Origin of the sequence: Labrenzia sp. 011, from assembly GCF_003075075.1 — a bacterium.
Taxonomy (GTDB): Bacteria; Pseudomonadota; Alphaproteobacteria; order Rhizobiales; family Stappiaceae; genus Roseibium.
The window spans coordinates 130,980-147,109 of record NZ_QCYM01000006.1 but is presented as its reverse complement, the minus strand read 5'-3'; the positions used below and the strand labels follow the sequence as shown (position 1 = coordinate 147,109).

Sequence of the window (16,130 nt, the reverse complement as noted above, 5' to 3'; positions counted from 1 at the left end):
TGCGACGCCCTTAAAGGACACCGGCCTCATTCTTGAGTTTGTCGACAAGTTCGGTCACGGAAGCGACCATGACACCGGCCTTGCGGGCAGACGGCTCGCCGGTGGACACGACGGTCAGCCGCGGCGTGATGTCGACGCCGAAGTCGTCCGGGGTCTTCTCGTCGATCGGCTTCTTCTTCGCCTTCATGATGTTCGGCAGGGACGCGTAGCGCGGCTCGTTGAGGCGCAGGTCCGTCGTGACGATCGCCGGCAGTTTCAGCTTGACGGTCTGCAGGCCGCCGTCCACTTCGCGGGTCACATCGACGGTGCCTTCACCCAGATCGACCTTCGAGGCAAAGGTGCCCTGGCTCCAGCCGAGCAGGGCGGCAAGCATCTGGCCGGTCTGGTTGCAGTCGTCGTCGATCGCCTGCTTGCCGAGGATCACCAGGCCCGGCTCTTCGGCTTCCACGATCCCCTTGAGGATTTTCGCCACGGCCAGCGGCTCGGTGGTGGCATCGGTCTTGACCAGAATACCCCGGTCGGCGCCCATTGCCAGACCGGTCCGGAGCGTTTCGGTCGCCTGCTGCGGTCCGACGGACACGACAATGACCTCGGTCGCTTTTCCCGCTTCCCTGAGCCGCAGGGCTTCTTCGACGGAGATTTCGTCAAACGGGTTCATGGACATCTTGACGTTCGCAAGATCGACGCCCGAACCATCCGCCTTGACGCGGACTTTCACGTTGTAATCGATGACCCGCTTGACGGGTACGAGGATTTTCATCTGGTCTCAACCTCTTGCTGGGCCGGCTTTCACCGCACCGCATTATCAGGCTCTCCGCCCGGGGTGACTTAAAGGCACAAACGGCGGAATTGAGCCAATCGTGGCGCATGGCGAGGGACGGTACTGACCCGCACGGCGGCTGTCAATCGCACTAAACGGTTTAACGCTGCAATTTGCCGCGCCAGGAAAATCTGGGGTCGCAAAGATGACAGCCCACACCGCCCGGGCCGGCCGGACGCGGCACCGGGAAACGCCGGAAAAACCCCTCAGGCGAGGGTCTTGTCGAACAGGGGCACGCCCCTGCGCCGGAAGAAGACCACCAGAACCGCCCCTGCGACCAATCCGCCGACATGGGCGATGAAGGCCACCTGGCCGCCCTCGACCACGAGGGCATTGACGAACTGGTAGACGATCCAGGCGCCCAGCAGCCAGAAGGCCGTCAGCCTGAGCGGGATGCGGCCGAGGGCCAGCACCCAGATCTTCACCCGCGGATGGAGCATCAGATAGGCGGCGACCACGCCCGACACGGCGCCGGAGGCCCCGATCAGCGGCACTTCGGAATTCACGTCGAGAAGGGCATAGGCATAGCCGCCCGCCGCCGCACAGAGCAGGTAGAAGGCCAGATAGCGCAGGTGCCCCATGGCGTCTTCCACATTGTCGCCGAACACCCACAGAAACAGCATGTTGCCGATGAGATGCATGTAGCCGCCATGCAGGAAGGAATAGGTCACCACCGACATCCAGTCCGGCAGCACCTGAAGCTGCGGCGCCAGATCGCGGAGATCGAAGAACACCGCCGGTATCAGCCCGAAGGAATAGGACGAAGCCCCCACCGCCTGCTGCTCGCCGGCCCGCTGGTAGAGCAGGAAGATCAGCACATTCGCGGCAATGATCGTCAGATTGACGTAGGGATGCCGGACATGAACCCGCCGGTTGTGATCGTAAAGTGGAATGAACATCTGCCCCCCGGGCTTTCTGTGCTCCGACCCGGTTGCCGCCTAGCGGTTCTGGCCGGGCACCCATAGAACGTCCTGCCCGCCCTTGTCGTTCAGAAAGCGGGACGCGACGAAAAAATAGTCCGACAGCCGGTTCATGTATCTGACCGCGGCCGGATTGACCTTCTCTCTGGCCGCGAGTTCGACGATCAGCCGTTCGGCGCGCCGCGAGACCGTGCGGGCAAGATGCAGATGTGCCGATGCGGCACTGCCGCCGGGCAGGACGAAGGACCGCAGCGTCGACAGATCCGCGTTCAGCGTGTCGATCGCCTGTTCGAGGGCCTCCACCTGGGCGTCCGTGACGCGCAGCGGCTCGTAGCCGAGATCCTTGTCCGTCTCCGGGGTCGCCAGATCGGCCCCCAGATCGAACAGGTCGTTCTGGATACGGCCGAGAGTCGCATCGACGTCCGGCGCATCCGCTCCCGTATGCAGCCGGACCAGCCCGACGACCGCATTGGTTTCATCGACCGTGCCGTAGGCATCGATCCTCAGATCGTTTTTCGGCCGGCGTTCCCCGGACCCCAGGGCCGTGGTGCCGTCATCGCCGGTCTTCGTGTAGATCTTGTTCAGAACAACCATTGCACGCCATCCCCTGGTTTCCGTCAGCGGTTTCCGAAGAAATACAGTCCGCCCATGACCAGGACGATGACCACGAACTGCAGCCCGACACGCCAGCGCATGAGCATCTGCGACCGGTTTGCCGGTCCGTTGCGGAACATGTTCCAGATGCCGAGCAGCAGCACCACGACCACGGCCGCAAGTCCGATCGGAATGAGTGTATTGATGATGTCAGACATTTGTTATCCTTTTCGGCCCGGCGCCGGGCCCGATCTCGTTCGCGCGATCCATCCGGACCCGGGCTCCAGCGGAGCTATTTCTCGCCCTCCGCGGCCCATATGCAGAACCGGTCCAGAAGACCCGTCGGCAGCAGCCGTTTTGCCACAGCCATGACGGTTGTCGGAACAGTGACACGATAGCGCGCCCTGGGCCGTTTCGCCTCCACCGCATGAACCAGCTGTCTCACGACCGCTTCCGGCCGCAGCTTGAACGGTCCCGGTTCTCCCGCCTCCATGCGCAGGCGGCGTTTTTCATAGGTCTCCCGATAGACCGAGGCCTTCAGTCCCTCATCGCCGATCCAGCGGTCGAAATTCGCCAAGGCGTTTTCGGTAAACTTCGTGCCGATCGGCCCCGGTTCGATCAGCGACACATGCAGCCCCGTTCCCGCCAGTTCCTGCCGCAGCGTGTCGGAATAGGCTTCCAGGGCGAATTTGGACGCAGTATAGGCGCCCCGGTATTTCATCGCCACCAGACCGAGCACCGAAGAACATTGCACGATGCGGCCGGAGCCGTTGGCCCGCATGGACGGCAGCAGTTGCCGCGTCAGATCGTGCCAGCCGAAGAAATTGGCCTCGAAAAGCGCCCGCAGCGCTTCGGTGGGAACGTCCTCCAGGGCGCCGGGCACCGCATAGGCGCCATTGTTGAAGACCGCATCGAGCTTGCCATCCGTGCGCTCGAGCACCTTGTCGACCGCCGTCCGGATGCTGCCGGCCTCCTCGTAGTCGAGACGATAGGCCTCGAACCCCTCATCCTGCAGCCGGTCCACATCCGCCTGCGCACGGGCAGAGGCGATCACCCGCCAGTTGCGCCCGCGCAGGATGTGGCAGGCAGCCGCGCCGATGCCGGAGGAACAGCCCGTAATCAGTATCGATTTCGGTTCGGGAAAACTGTCGGGGTACCCGTTCATTCAAAAGGAATCCGGCGGTGAAAGATATCGGTCCCGAACTCCTATCAGATAGGTTCCCCGGAAAGCAATTTCGGAACAGGCCCGGCAAATCCCGAGGCTTCGCGGATGAACTGCGTCTTGAGGCCCGGCATGCGGTCGACGAGACCCAGTCCGAAGTCCCTCATGGCGCGCAGGATATCGCTGTCGTTGGAAAAGAGCCGGTTGAGCACGTCGGTGACGACACCCATCTGGAAGGTGTCGAACCGGCGCCAGCGCTGGTAGCGCTCCAGAACGTCGAGACCGCCGGGATCCTGCCCGAGACGGCGCGCATCGACCAGAACCTCGGCAAGTGCGGCGACATCCTTGAAGCCGAGATTGAGCCCCTGTCCGGCAATGGGATGAATGCCATGCGCGGCATCGCCGATCAGGGCGAAGCGCGGTTTCACGAAATCCCGGGCCAGCTTCAGCCCCAGCGGGTAGGCGCGTCGCGGACCCTCCACCTTCAGCGCGCCGAGATGATGGCCGAACCGGCGCTCCAGCTCCAGCTCGAAGGTGAACTCGTCGGAGCGCACCAGACGCTCCGCATCCGTCGTCTTTTCCGTCCACACCAGGGAGGAGCGGTTGCCGGGCAGCGGCAGGATGGCAAAGGGGCCTGCGGGCAGGAAATGCTCTTCGGCGCGGCCCTCATGCGGGCGCTCATGCGCAACCGTTGTCACGATGCCGGATTGGCCGTAGTCCCAGTTGACAGTGCGGATGCCGGCCAGATCCCGGAGCCGGGAGCGCACGCCGTCGGCGGCCACCAGCAACCGGCCCTTGAGCTGTTTGCCGTTTTCCAGCGTGATTTCCGTGTGATCCGCAAGCGTGCGGAAACTGTCGGCCGTCGCCGGGGCGAAGAAGGTCACCCCGAGTTTCTTCGCGGCCTTGTAGAGCGCCGGCATCATGACGCCATTGGGCATCATGTGGGCGAAGGGCTCGCCTTCGGTCGCCTCGCCGCCAAAGGTCAGGAAAACCGGACGGACCGCATCCCGCAACCGGCTGTCGGTGACGATCATCTCGTTGATCGGCTGCGAGTCTTTCTCGATCTGCTGCCAGATGCCGAGCTGGGTCAGCATCCTGGAGGCTGCCGCGGCAATGGCCGACGCCCGCGGGTCCAGATGCAGCTGATCCATGGGCTTGGGGTCAACGACGGCGCAGGACAGGCCGGCATCGCCCTGTTTCAGCGCGACGGCCAGGGACAAGCCCACATATCCGCCGCCAACGATCACGACATCGAAGATGTCCGCCGATCCGTCCGTCTTTGCCTTTTTGGCCATCGTCCTCATCTCCTTGCCCCCGCCTTCCCGAACGACATCTTGACTTTAACGTCAAGGGACGTCCAAGAGTGCAGGTAAGGCCGGTTGACCCGGCATCAATACCCGGCACTCTATCTAACAGGGATCGCGCCGATGAACAGGGCCATCGACAACCTTCTGCAGATACTTGACCTGGAACCGCTGGAGCGCAACCTGTTCCGTGGTCGCAGCCCCCAGGTGGGCTGGCAGCGCGTGTTCGGCGGCCAGGTCATCGGTCAGGCGCTTGTCGCCGCCTCCCGCACGGTGGTCGCGGACCGGCACGTGCATTCCCTGCACGGCTATTTCATGCGCCCCGGCGATCCGGAAGTGCCGATCATCTATGAGGTCGACCGGATCCGCGACGGCGGCAGCTTCACCACCCGCCGGGTGGTGGCCATCCAGCACGGCGAGGCGATCTTTTCCATGTCCGCGTCCTTCCAGATCATCGAGGAGGGGCTGGAACACCAGAGCGAGATGCCGGACGTGCCGGCGCCGGAAGACCTGCCGAGCGAACAGGAGCTGAAGGAAAAATTCCTGTCCGTGGCCCCGGAAAACGTCCGCCGCTACTGGGAACGGGAACGGCCGATCGAGATGCGGCCCGTGGACATGACCCATTATTTCAGCAAGAAACCCCTGCCGCCGCAGCAATATGTCTGGGTCCGGGCCAGCGACCCGCTGCCCGACGACGAGCGCATCCACCAGTGCGTCCTGGCCTATGCCTCCGACATGACCCTGCTGGACACCTCGCTCTTCCCCCACGGCACATCGGTTTTCAGCCCGAAGATCCAGGCCGCCAGCCTCGACCACGCCATGTGGTTCCACCGCCCCTTCCGCGCCGACGACTGGTTGCTCTACGCCACCGACAGCATGTCCGCCTCCGGCGCCCGCGGCATGAACCGGGGCGCGCTCTACACCAAGGACGGCACCCTGATCGCCTCCACCGCCCAGGAAGGCCTGATCCGCCCGCGCAAGGACGGGTGAGGGCTGGGATATGGCAAATGCGGTAGGGGATAGAAGGACTAGAATGGGCGGAGAGCGGCCTTGCGGCGCCTCAGCACGTCGATGCCTATCTTGGCCAGTATCTGGTTCGTACCAACTCAAAAGCAAAGGCACCTTCAAAGTTGGAAAACAAAAGAGTTTTTCAACGAAATACGCCTTAACCGGTCATTCGCTCGGCTCGCATCGAACGGAAGTTGTCAGGACTAGGCCAAGAGCCGGTGAACGACCGACTGGAGGCCATTGCTGTCGTCATGTTCACCAGCGGCGATGGTCGCCTTCGAGACCCGTATTACCGAATGTCGCAGCTCGAAAAAGGTCTTCAATGCGCGCCAATCCTTCCGAGAATCTGATCGACATTGCTAGACGATATGCTTTGGCCGTTGATTTTCGCTACTTAATTCCTTGAACGGTCGTCGAAGGCACGTTTCCGTCCCTCACACGGAAAGCCTCCTTTAGCAGGATGGAAAATGGCCGCTTCACTCTGCTTTCAGCTGCTGCTTCAAGCTGTCTAGTTGCAGTGTCCGACTCTCGCTCTGCTGGATCAGGTTTTCCGTGCTTTTCTGATAGGTCGACCAGTCGGGTACGAAGAATTCGGGAGGAGCGAATGTTGCGTTGCCGTTAGGTGCATCGGACACGCCCTTGCTGAGTTTGGCAACCTGTTCCGCAAGCTTCTGGTTCTGCTTTGTCAGGGCCAGAACGGTGCTTGCCAGATCGGCCTGCTCCTTGTTCAAGGTCTCCACCTGTGTCGTCAACGCCGCGGCTTGGATTTTTGTCGTGAATTTGACCGTCCCGTTGCTGAACTCGAAGTTGGCAATTTGCGGTATGGCGATCATGGCACCGCCAAAGGCAAAAACCAGCGCCTGGCCAGTCGTGATCTCCCGCTTCAAATAGACTGTGATCGCTCCGGTCACCATCAGGGCCAGACCAGCCACCAAAATCCACTGGATCTCCAAGTTGGCCTCCTCACGTATTTTGAACCTCGAAACACTATAGGTTGAACCTTACAAAAAGTATCTGAGAAATTACACTCGCTGGGAGGCTTCCGTTACGGTATCGCGGCGCCCGCTGGAGGCGTATGGCCGTTGTCCGGATCAACTGCAAAGAAAGTAGACTTCTAACCTACCGAAGACATTTATCGCGGCGCTCTGAACTCAACAATTGGGCGGGGAGCGGTCATTCGCTGTGACGGGAACGAACGGCTGGAATGGGGCAGCATGCGGACTGGCGGGTTTTTGGTGGCGACCTAGAAAGGCTGCCGTTATTGAGCCTTATGATAATCGATGGGGCAGGCCCGTCAGATCCTGAAAGCAACGATACGTTCGAAACGCCACTGCATCGTCTATGCTCGACACCCACTAAAAGAAGGCGAGAGAAACGTGACTGCGAATTGGATTCAGACCGATGAGGCTGAGGATGTAGCGGGATCGATCCGTCAGGTCTTACGCACAGCCCAGTTTGTGCGCGAGGACCCCCAAGCATGGAAATGGGTAGCGATCGCGTTGCATTCGGCATTGCAGGGCGTGTGCGTTTGCCATCTCACTACGACTGCGGCTCCAGTAGGTGCCGTCACCAAGCGCAATGCCAGCGAGTGGCTAGCCTATTTTGACGATTCTCTCACCAATCCAAACGCGAAACCGCCCAAGACCTATTTGATGAATCTTCCAGACCTACTTAAAGCCGTGAGAAAACCTTATTCGGCAGGCGATCGCAGCAACGTAGCAGGTGTCGCAATAAGCGACTATGAACTGGTTTGGTTGCAGCGCTTCCACGAGGAAATTCGGAACCAGTTCACTCATTTTGAGCCGAAAAGCTGGTCGATTGAGGTGTCGGGAATTCCTCAGCTTACAATGCTAGCTGCACGCATCATTAGGGAAATTCTTCAATCTGGTTGGGCTTTCCGCCACATGGACCTCGCAAAACGTGAAGAATTGGATCGACATCTTCAAGCGATGGCAAAAATAGATTGGCTGGCCAGTTCGTGAATAGGGGACTTTTTTAGCCTAAAGGCACCTGATCGAGGACTGTAACAGCAAGCGCGATATGTGATGCTTATTCTTCGTTCCAGTTTCGCCTGCGCTGTGCAACAGACCGCACTGCCCTTCTCTGTTCCCATGCCATTTCTTGTGTAAGTTCACGAGCGCGATCACGGGCATAAGCTTGAACGCGCGGCCTGGGATCGTCCCGATATCGCTCGATCAGATTGCGCCGCTGTTCAGTAACTTGGACGAACCCAAAAGCGCCTGAAACGACGCCGGTTTCACCTAGGACACATGACACCTCGTTGAGGAGCTTGTCGCCAGGCTCGAGTCTATCAACCACCTCCATGAGGATTGGATAGAGTTGCTCGGCTCCCTCGTGAGGCGACAGCGTCTTCAGAATGAATTTGAAATCCTGCTCACCACCTTGGCGGGCAAGCGTAATGAGTCGATCTGCCACCTCATTTGTCAGCTCTGGGAAAGCATGCTTCAGCAGGCGCCCCCCGCGATACTCATGTAACTGCGGTTCCTCCTCATACCACTCGCGAACCGCGGGCAACAGAAGATCAAGATGAGGCGAAAATGCCTCCTCCAGATCATGTGAATCAAAGGGGATCGCCTGGAACCGCTCGCCGGACTCTGCGTGTTCTTGCCGTAACCGTGCGCCAAAGAAGTCGATTACCAGCTGCGGATGCCGCTGACTGACGGCAACAAGGAGCCTGGCCTCGCGGTAGTCGACATCGGCGATTCCAACGAATGATTTTAGCAGCTCAGCCGCCTCTGCCTCGCTTAAGTCCTGCACAATGAGCGCATTGCCGGGGGCAAAAAAATGGTCGACCCAGTGAGGGAGTTGGCGTTCGTTCGCGAATCGAACGACCGGCATCAGCACTGTCTCGATCAGTGTGGGATTGGCGGCGCGACTATACCAGGCGGCGGCTGTCGTCGCGGCGTTGACGCCGGAGACTAGATCCTCCCGTTCGAATACCTTTACGACCAAGGTTTGAAGCCGTTCGATATCTATTTCAGGCTTTTGATGGAGATAGTTGCCGACAGCCCTGAGCAGTTGTCCTTCTGCCATCCAGCCATCGACCAGCGTGAGAACCTCGCCCATACGACCGGCGCGTTCGAGCCCTGACAACATTGCCGGCACGAAGACTGCGAATTTGTCACTGACCTCACCCAACATGTGGAGTGCAACGTCAGGTTTCTGTTCCGCCAAAAGCCCGAGGAATTCACGCATCGGTGTGAAATTTCCGCCATCGTGGCCGACGCCACCAACATAGGCGTCGATCCGAGCTTTCCACGCGGGCACCTTTTCAATCGTTACGTTCGCTACGATCCTCGGATATTGCTCCCGACGCCAAACATCCGTCGCCTCATGATCGAAATGATCACCTTCCCAAGCATTCGGCCGAACGCTGTCGTATCCGATCAGCGTCTTGTAACACACATAGTCATCATCGGCGGCCAACCGGTCGCGCAAGGCAAGGATAGCGTCGATAAATTTCTTCTGCGCTGCGATTAGCTCTGTGTTCTCCGCGAGGTCGGGTGGCAGCCTCTGAAATCGATGGTGCGTGTGCAATGCATCAACCTCGCGGCTACGACGCAGTTCCAGGGCCCATCGTGAGATGCGTGCCAGAGTTATCTCGGCAACACGGGTACCGTCTTCAAGCAGCATCAAAAAAAGTCCAGGATCACTTTCCGCCCTCATGGGCATCGCGCCTGCTTTGCCAAGTGCATTCAGGATCGTCAGTCGTTCGGCGTCGGTTTCAGCCGCATCAAGCCACTGTTCAAGCCAGTCGATGGCACGGGATCGAAGCTGACGAAGTTCGTCTGATGCATGTACAGCGCCCCGGTGGATTGTAACGCTATCAGAACGCCAAGTTGTCCCCCCCAAGTCGGCCGAAAGGAGATGCGAGAGCATCGCGATAAGCAATGACTTCACACTAGCGATTTTGCCAGCGTCAAGCTGCTCCAACTGGTCAAGTATGACCTGTTGGGCTATCGGTCCATATCGTTTCCAGATATCCAGATTGTGCTCGGCCAACTCTTCACCGACTTCTACCCAAAGGCGCTGCTCTTCATCGTCACGAGCTCCCTCATACAGTCTTACCACAGCGTGAAAGGTGCGTTCCGGTTCAAAGTATCGGTACGCCTTAATGAGCGTGGCAACGCGCCGAGCGATATCCATGCTCGTCTTACCCTGATATTCTCCAAATTCCGTCACAACTGCCTGGAGTGCATAATCACGAGCGCGCTCCGCAGCGTCGATCAGCGTGCCTAACCGCTTGGAAAACTCCTCCGTTGGTTCGTCGAAGTGCGGCAGTACTAAATCGGTGTAGGTCTCGAGCGCATCCTCAAGGTCATTGTTGTTGTCAACGCTCTCGATCGCTTCGATCGTCGCCGCGGCAGCGCCATCGGCCTTCATTAGCCGCTGGAAATCCTGAGCGATCTTGTCAAAATCATATCCGGCAGGGATCAAGTGATCCTGCATGACTTTGTTCATGCGTTCACCGATCTTCTTCATTTGGGCAGCGCCCAGATGGATCAGTCTGGGCTCCTTGTAGATCGTATCATGACCCATTTCTGCCCAAGCATGATTGAGCAGAGTTTGGATCTGGATTTCAGCCCGCAAACCTTCAAACTCCCGATACTCCGGCAAGGCGAGACGGTCTGGTTTTAGTTGGACGAGGTAATTCGTGCTGTCGAACAGCTTTGTCTCAGTATCTGTGCCAGGAACCGGGTGATGAACATTGACACTCAGCACCTCAAAATTCTCGTGCAGCGCGCCAGTGCTGTTGAAGACTTCGACTTGAGAATTGGTAAGAAAGACTACACGGCAGCCAGCCAGGTCCTTCACTTCATCCATCGGCTGATCGAGCGCAAATTCGCGATCTCCCAGCTTTTTTCGCAGCGAGGAAAGTTCTTTCGCCCGTCCTGTAATTCCATGCGAGACCATACCATGTTGGCTGAGAGCGTGACGCAGAATATTCTGGATTGCCTCCACGAGCGCGAGGTAGCGGGCGCGGCCGCCCTGCTGATACTCCTCAAATGTCATCGCTCCCTGCCCTCGACCTTAGCCTGCTCGATTGGGCAATTCTGCTCGCTTCGGTTGAAAGTGAAAACCCCCTAAAATCACGGATCGGCTGTATCCGTTCGTTGGCGGCCCAGCATTAGCTCGACGGTTACGTCCTAGGCCCAACGGCTTGGCAATCGCCTTTCGGGAGCGGCAGCTTCCGAGATCGTCACTTGATGCCCTAAATGACCACAATCGGCGACGCGAAGCCGCCATTCGCTAAGATGGTGTCCTATGGCTGCTCTGGGCCGAAAACTGTCTTTCGTTGGGAGATCGCACCGATGGAAACTTTGTGAAAAAAGTGACCCCGGACGATTGAATTCTCAAAGTCTGCTTTGATGAAGTGCCCTGCGGTATGGGAGCGCGCTGTCCTGCACCAGGTCTTCGCTCTAGATCAGTTGAGGTGCCGGATCCCGGTCGATCGCGTCTGACTATGCGATCGTCAAGCTTCATGTACCTGCGTTAATGGGGGCAGCGACAATCGCTTCTGCCACTTCCCGCATTCCAACACCAATTGCTTCCATGCAGGAACCGGAGCAAATCGCGACACCGTCTTCCGATCAAGGTGTTTTCTGTCGATTGTATTTTATCTACAAAATTGGATATTGTTCTAAAATATCGATTTAATGGAGGAGACGAAAATGAAAAGATCCAAAACCGTATCGCTTGCTGCCGGGTTGGGGTTGCTGGCGTTTTCCGCCACTGCGGCATTTGCCGAGAATGTGAAGGTTACACCGCTTGGCGGCACTACCGGTGAATTTTGCCGTCTCGACCGCGCCATTCTGTTTGAAGACCCGGACGGCACCCGTCTTCTTTACGATGCAGGCATGACCATTGCCGGCGCTGATGATCCGCGACTTGGGACGCTGGATGCCCTGCTCGTCACCCATATGCATGGCGATCACGTCGGGCCTCGCCACACCAGCGCTGTAGATGCCGGCACCTGTGCGAAACCTGATCTTTCGGTTGCCGCCGTGCCCGAAACCAATGTGGCAAAGATTGCCCATGCGAAGGGGGCCGAGATTGTCACCGGTAGCGAAATGCCTCCATTCTTTGCCGCAAAGCTTGCGAGCCTCGGTGGCGATCCGAAGAAATCGGTGCTTGCCCGTTTCGGCGGCACCTACATGGTCGGCGGTGTCGGCGTCTCCACCGTTCCCGCCGTTCATAGCAACGGTGTGGATCCGGATTTAATCGGTGGTGACATGGGGGAGGCCATGAAAGCGGCCGGTATCGGGGGCTATGTTGGTCCGCCAACGGGTTACATATTGAAGTTTTCCAACGGGCTCGTCGCCTATCTCTCCGGAGACACCGGCATGACGGCCGAGCAGGAAAAAGTGGTGCGCGGATTTTACGGCGCTCACCTGGTGGTGATCAATATTGGTGACACCTTCACCACAGGGCCTGCCGAAGCCGCCTATGTTGTCAACGAACTGGTGAAACCTGCGTCAGTCATCCCATCCCATGCCAATGAAGAGGCGACCAAGGATGGCGTTGTCATCGAAGGCACCAAGACTGCGGCCTTCCGCGATCTGGTGACCATGCCAGTGTATGTCCCGTTGAGCGGGAAAACGATGGAATTCGATGCCAAGGGAATTTGCGTTTCCGGCTGCTGAAATCCGATGCTGATTGGCGATCATGGCTTTATGCCGGATCGCCAATTTTGCGATGCGCTACGCCTGAACCGACGGTGGCTAGTTGAACATCGGCGGCCGTGCGTCAACCAACCTCCGCCTACTGCCCCAACCCAAATCACCCCTCACCGCACCGGACTGGTAAACCCCGACACCGCCAGCGGATTGTCCGTCATTGCCTGTGAGTCCGGCGTGTCGGGCAGCAGCGCGCCGGAGAAGGCTTCGAACATCTTGCGCACGAAGCCTTCCGGCAGGTCCTTGGTGATGAAGACCATGCGCGTGCGGTGATCGTCGTCCGGCCAGGCCTCCAGCGTCGCGGGCGGATGGAAGACGTGCTGGACACCGTGGATGACCACGGGCCGGTCCGGATCTTCCGCCAGTTTGACGATCCCCTTGACCCTGAGCAGCTTCGGTCCGTGGGCGGAGCGCAAAAGGTCGAGAAACATCTCCAGCGCCGACGCGGAAACCGGCCGGTCCGTCGACAGGGTGAAGGCGCGGATCGAGTCGTCGTGCCGGTTCACATCATGCCCGTGGTCGTGCCCATGCCCATGCCCATGATGATGGTCGTGGTCGTGCGAATGGGTGTGCGCATGGCCGTGATGCCCGGCGCCTTCATAGGCTTCCGCGTTCAGCCAGGCGGCCACATCCGGGATCTTGGTTCCCGGATTGTACAGGCCCGCATTGAACAGCCTGGCGGCCACGGCCTCACCGGCCGATGCATCCAGACGCTGCGCGCCCGGGTTCAGCGTCTCCAGCCGCGCCTTGAGCGCGGCGAAGGCGGAGCGGTCCGCGTCGGTCGTCAGGAGATCGGTCTTGGTGAACACCAGCCGGTCGGCAACCGCCGCCTGCTTGCGCGCTTCCTCGTGGTTGTCCAGCGTCGACAGGCCGTTGACCGCATCCACCAGGGTGATCACGCTTTCCAGCCGGTAGCGCATCACCAGATAGGGGTGCAGCATGACCGTGTGCAGGATCGGCGCCGGATCGGCGAGACCGGTGGTCTCGATCACCACCCGGTTCAGCCTGTCCATCCGGCCGTTGTCCAGCCGGCGCAGCAGGTTTTCCAGGGTCGTCACCAGATCGCCGCGAATGGTGCAGCACAGACAGCCGGAGGACAGTTCCACGATGCCGTCGCCCGCCTGATCGACAAACAGGTGATCGAGGCCGATTTCCCCGAATTCATTGATGATGACCGCCGTGTCCGCCATGGCCGGATCCTTGAGCAGCCGGTTCAGCAGCGTGGTCTTGCCGGATCCGAGGAAACCGGTGATCACCGACAGGGGAATGGGCGGCTTGGGCCCTTTGCGGACCGTATCTTCAGAGGCCGGGGCGGGGGAAGCCATGAAGCTCGTCTCCAGATCGGGCCACCGCGGGAAACGCGGAAATCTCCGCTGTCCTGCGTGGCAGGCGGAGGGAAAACGGCGGCGCAGTAGGCTGCACCGCTAGCATTGTTTTCAGGGAAAGGTCAAAGGGAACCCGCAGGCCGGGACAATCCGTCCGAGGGGGGCATCACCGGTGGCCGGGATCAGCCGGCGTTCAGGACCGTTACCTCTGCAGAAGCGGTTTCCGCGCCGCTCCCGGAGGTTTTCTCTTCACCGTCCTCGGCGGAGACATCCATGGGCGTCAGGTCCTGGGCGATGTCGGTCTCTTCATCGGCGCCTTCCGGAGCGTCCTCGGTTTCGACAAAGGTCCGCACCGCTTCCGCCGCCTTGCGCAGGGTGGCGATGACCTCTTCCACCGAAGTCCCTTCTTCGAGCTGATTGGCGGACAGCTCCGCAAGGCTCGCAAGGGCGCGGATGGTGGCGGTGGACTTCGGTTCCATCATGATGCGATCTCTCGATCTGTCTTGCCGGCATATCCTATGCCGCAAATATCCCCGGGGGGCCGACTGCATTTCACTGCGTTGGACGGCCCAATGGAGGTGAAATGCTTACCTCAGTCTTAAGGAACAGCGTAAACAAAGGGTTAATATTGTAAAAAACCCCTATCCTGACATCCTTTCCTCTACCCGAACCGCAAGACAAACAAACGTTGATGCAGGGCGAGTTCCCGAGGGTTTCCCTTCACTGCTTCGTTCAATTCGGCGGAAAGCCGGGTTGATCCCGGGCCTCCCCGCGGCAGGATAGGAATCAAGGCTTGCGTGGACTTGGAGCGGGGACAGGGACCGAAAATCCCAGGCCTTGCCGGAAGATCGACCCTGGCGCGGCCTTGGTGAGGTCGGTGGCAGAACCCGGGCGAACCGACTCGGTACCCTCGGTTATGGCCGCCGCGGCGGCTGTTTTCTGCAGCTTGCTGCGCATCTCGATCTCCGCGCGCCGCATGGGATTGGCGGCCGGCAACGGGATATCTTCCACCGTCAGATCCAGGGGCGCGGAGGAGGTCGAAGCGCTTGCCGCAGGCGTGCCCGTGGGCTTTCCGAGGCTGACCTGAATGGGACGATAGGCAACCTGGCGCGGTCCGAGCGTCCGGTCGAGGATCTTCGCCCAGTCCGGCTTGCCGTTCGCGAGCATGAACCCGCTTTCATCGACTTCCGCTTCCTTCTTGCCGCCGGCATCGGCAAAGAACAGAAAACCGCCACGGGTTTTGTTCTCCATGTCGAAGCGCGCCATGTAGCCCTTCGGACCCGGGCTCTTGTTGCGTCGGCAGTAACCGTCGGCGGGGGGCGGGCTGGACGGACCGGACAGGCTGGTGACCTTCTGGCCACCCCTGTTCTTGCGGAAGCCCTCGTCGAAGAGCTGGCGCGCGAAGGCCGTGCGCTCCAGTCCGGACCCGGCGCCAAGAACGATGGCCAGCAGGGTCCGTCCCCGGCGGGTCACCGTGGCGGCGACATTGTAACCGGAGTTGCAGATATATCCGGTCTTCATGCCGTTCGCACCGGGCACGCGCAGCAGAAACTCCCGGTTGGCGGACCGCAGGGTCTTCTTGCCGAAGCGGATGCCGGGGTGCTTGTAGTAGTCGCGCGACTCGGGAAAATCATTCCTCAGGGCCATGGCGAGAATCGCCAGATCCCGGGCGGTGGTCACCTGGGCATTGTCGGGCAGGCCATGCGGATTGGTGAAGCGGGTGTTGGTCATGCCGAGCCGCCGGGCTTCCGCGTTCATCATGGCAATGAAATTCGCTTCGGACCCGCCGATCGCTTCGCCCAGCGCCACGGCGACATCATTGGCGGACTTGATCAATATGATCTTCAGCGCCGTGTCGACGGTGAAGCGCGTACCCACCTTGAAGCCCATCTTGCTCGGCGGTTCCGACAGGGAATTCTTCGACTGGACGACCGCCGAATTCAGGGAGGCCCGGCCCTCGCGAATCGCCTTGAAGGTGACATAGGCGGTCATCATCTTGGTGAGCGAGGCCGGATACCATTTGCCGGTGGCGTTTTTCTGTTCCAGCACCGTGCCTGTCCTCGCGTCCACAAGGATATAGGCGCCGATGTCCGCCTGCGCAGGCCGCACCGAAAGGCTCAGCAGGAGGGCAGGAACGAGCAGGGCCAGGCAGAAGGATACCAGACGGCCAGATGGGCTAGAAAACATTGAGTCATCCCGCAGACTACGGTCCCGCAAAACGGGCGGAGGCAGCATTTTAAAATGGTGATCCTTAAAGAACCGGATCACGTCCCCAAGGGCAACCCCTTCCACACAACTC

General features: G+C 59.8%; 14 protein-coding genes. 3 read left to right on the top strand and 11 right to left on the bottom strand.

The window, feature by feature from the left end:
• Nucleotides 1-10: 10 nt before the first annotated feature.
• From DCO57_RS09235 to DCO57_RS09210, 6 genes are all read right to left on the bottom strand, one after another.
• Nucleotides 11-760 (bottom strand): electron transfer flavoprotein subunit beta/FixA family protein, encoded by a 750-nt coding sequence (locus DCO57_RS09235; protein WP_116698587.1) that lies wholly within the window; start codon nt 758-760, stop codon nt 11-13.
• Nucleotides 761-1,026: 266 nt separating this feature from the next.
• Nucleotides 1,027-1,719 (bottom strand): rhomboid family intramembrane serine protease, encoded by a 693-nt coding sequence (locus DCO57_RS09230; protein WP_116698586.1) that lies wholly within the window; start codon nt 1,717-1,719, stop codon nt 1,027-1,029.
• Between the two features lie 39 nt (nt 1,720-1,758).
• Complete coding sequence (locus DCO57_RS09225; protein WP_116698585.1) at nt 1,759-2,334, bottom strand: cob(I)yrinic acid a,c-diamide adenosyltransferase; 576 nt, start codon at nt 2,332-2,334, stop codon at nt 1,759-1,761.
• A 23-nt stretch (nt 2,335-2,357) separates the two neighbouring features.
• The gene (locus tag DCO57_RS09220; RefSeq protein WP_116698584.1) at nt 2,358-2,552 is read right to left on the bottom strand and encodes a twin transmembrane helix small protein; all 195 of its coding nucleotides are present in this window, start codon (nt 2,550-2,552) and stop codon (nt 2,358-2,360) included.
• Nucleotides 2,553-2,626: 74 nt separating this feature from the next.
• Nucleotides 2,627-3,499, bottom strand: a complete 873-nt coding sequence (locus DCO57_RS09215; protein ID WP_116698583.1) for an SDR family oxidoreductase — start codon at nt 3,497-3,499, stop codon at nt 2,627-2,629.
• A gap of 44 nt (nt 3,500-3,543) precedes the next feature.
• Nucleotides 3,544-4,791, bottom strand: a complete 1,248-nt coding sequence (locus DCO57_RS09210) for a ubiquinone biosynthesis hydroxylase (RefSeq protein WP_116698582.1) — start codon at nt 4,789-4,791, stop codon at nt 3,544-3,546.
• A gap of 132 nt (nt 4,792-4,923) precedes the next feature.
• On the opposite strand from DCO57_RS09210, the gene tesB reads away from it, so the two are divergent.
• On the top strand, nt 4,924-5,790 hold the full coding sequence (gene tesB, locus DCO57_RS09205) for an acyl-CoA thioesterase II (RefSeq protein WP_116698581.1): 867 nt from the start codon (nt 4,924-4,926) through the stop codon (nt 5,788-5,790).
• Nucleotides 5,791-6,284: 494 nt separating this feature from the next.
• Here tesB and DCO57_RS09200 read toward each other — a convergent pair whose 3' ends face one another.
• Nucleotides 6,285-6,761 carry a hypothetical protein gene (locus DCO57_RS09200; protein WP_116698580.1) on the bottom strand — a complete coding sequence of 159 codons (477 nt, stop codon included), beginning with the start codon at nt 6,759-6,761 and terminating at the stop codon, nt 6,285-6,287.
• A gap of 327 nt (nt 6,762-7,088) precedes the next feature.
• Between DCO57_RS09200 and DCO57_RS09195 the strand changes: the two genes are divergently transcribed.
• Nucleotides 7,089-7,790, top strand: a complete 702-nt coding sequence (locus tag DCO57_RS09195; protein ID WP_244287913.1) for a hypothetical protein — start codon at nt 7,089-7,091, stop codon at nt 7,788-7,790.
• A gap of 67 nt (nt 7,791-7,857) precedes the next feature.
• On the opposite strand, the gene DCO57_RS09190 is transcribed toward DCO57_RS09195, so the two are convergent.
• A complete protein-coding gene (locus tag DCO57_RS09190) occupies nt 7,858-10,842 on the bottom strand; it encodes a RelA/SpoT domain-containing protein (protein ID WP_116698579.1) in 2,985 nt (994 codons plus the stop codon).
• A gap of 644 nt (nt 10,843-11,486) precedes the next feature.
• On the opposite strand from DCO57_RS09190, the gene DCO57_RS09185 reads away from it, so the two are divergent.
• Entirely contained in the window at nt 11,487-12,473 is a 987-nt protein-coding gene (locus DCO57_RS09185) for an MBL fold metallo-hydrolase (protein ID WP_205756117.1), read from the top strand.
• Nucleotides 12,474-12,616: 143 nt separating this feature from the next.
• Here DCO57_RS09185 and DCO57_RS09180 read toward each other — a convergent pair whose 3' ends face one another.
• The 3 genes from DCO57_RS09180 to DCO57_RS09170 form a co-directional block, all read right to left on the bottom strand.
• Complete coding sequence (locus DCO57_RS09180; protein WP_116698577.1) at nt 12,617-13,831, bottom strand: GTP-binding protein; 1,215 nt, start codon at nt 13,829-13,831, stop codon at nt 12,617-12,619.
• A 182-nt stretch (nt 13,832-14,013) separates the two neighbouring features.
• Complete coding sequence (locus tag DCO57_RS09175; protein ID WP_116698576.1) at nt 14,014-14,313, bottom strand: hypothetical protein; 300 nt, start codon at nt 14,311-14,313, stop codon at nt 14,014-14,016.
• Nucleotides 14,314-14,617: 304 nt separating this feature from the next.
• A complete protein-coding gene (locus DCO57_RS09170) occupies nt 14,618-16,018 on the bottom strand; it encodes a D-alanyl-D-alanine carboxypeptidase family protein (RefSeq protein ID WP_116698575.1) in 1,401 nt (466 codons plus the stop codon).
• Nucleotides 16,019-16,130 lie beyond the last annotated feature (112 nt).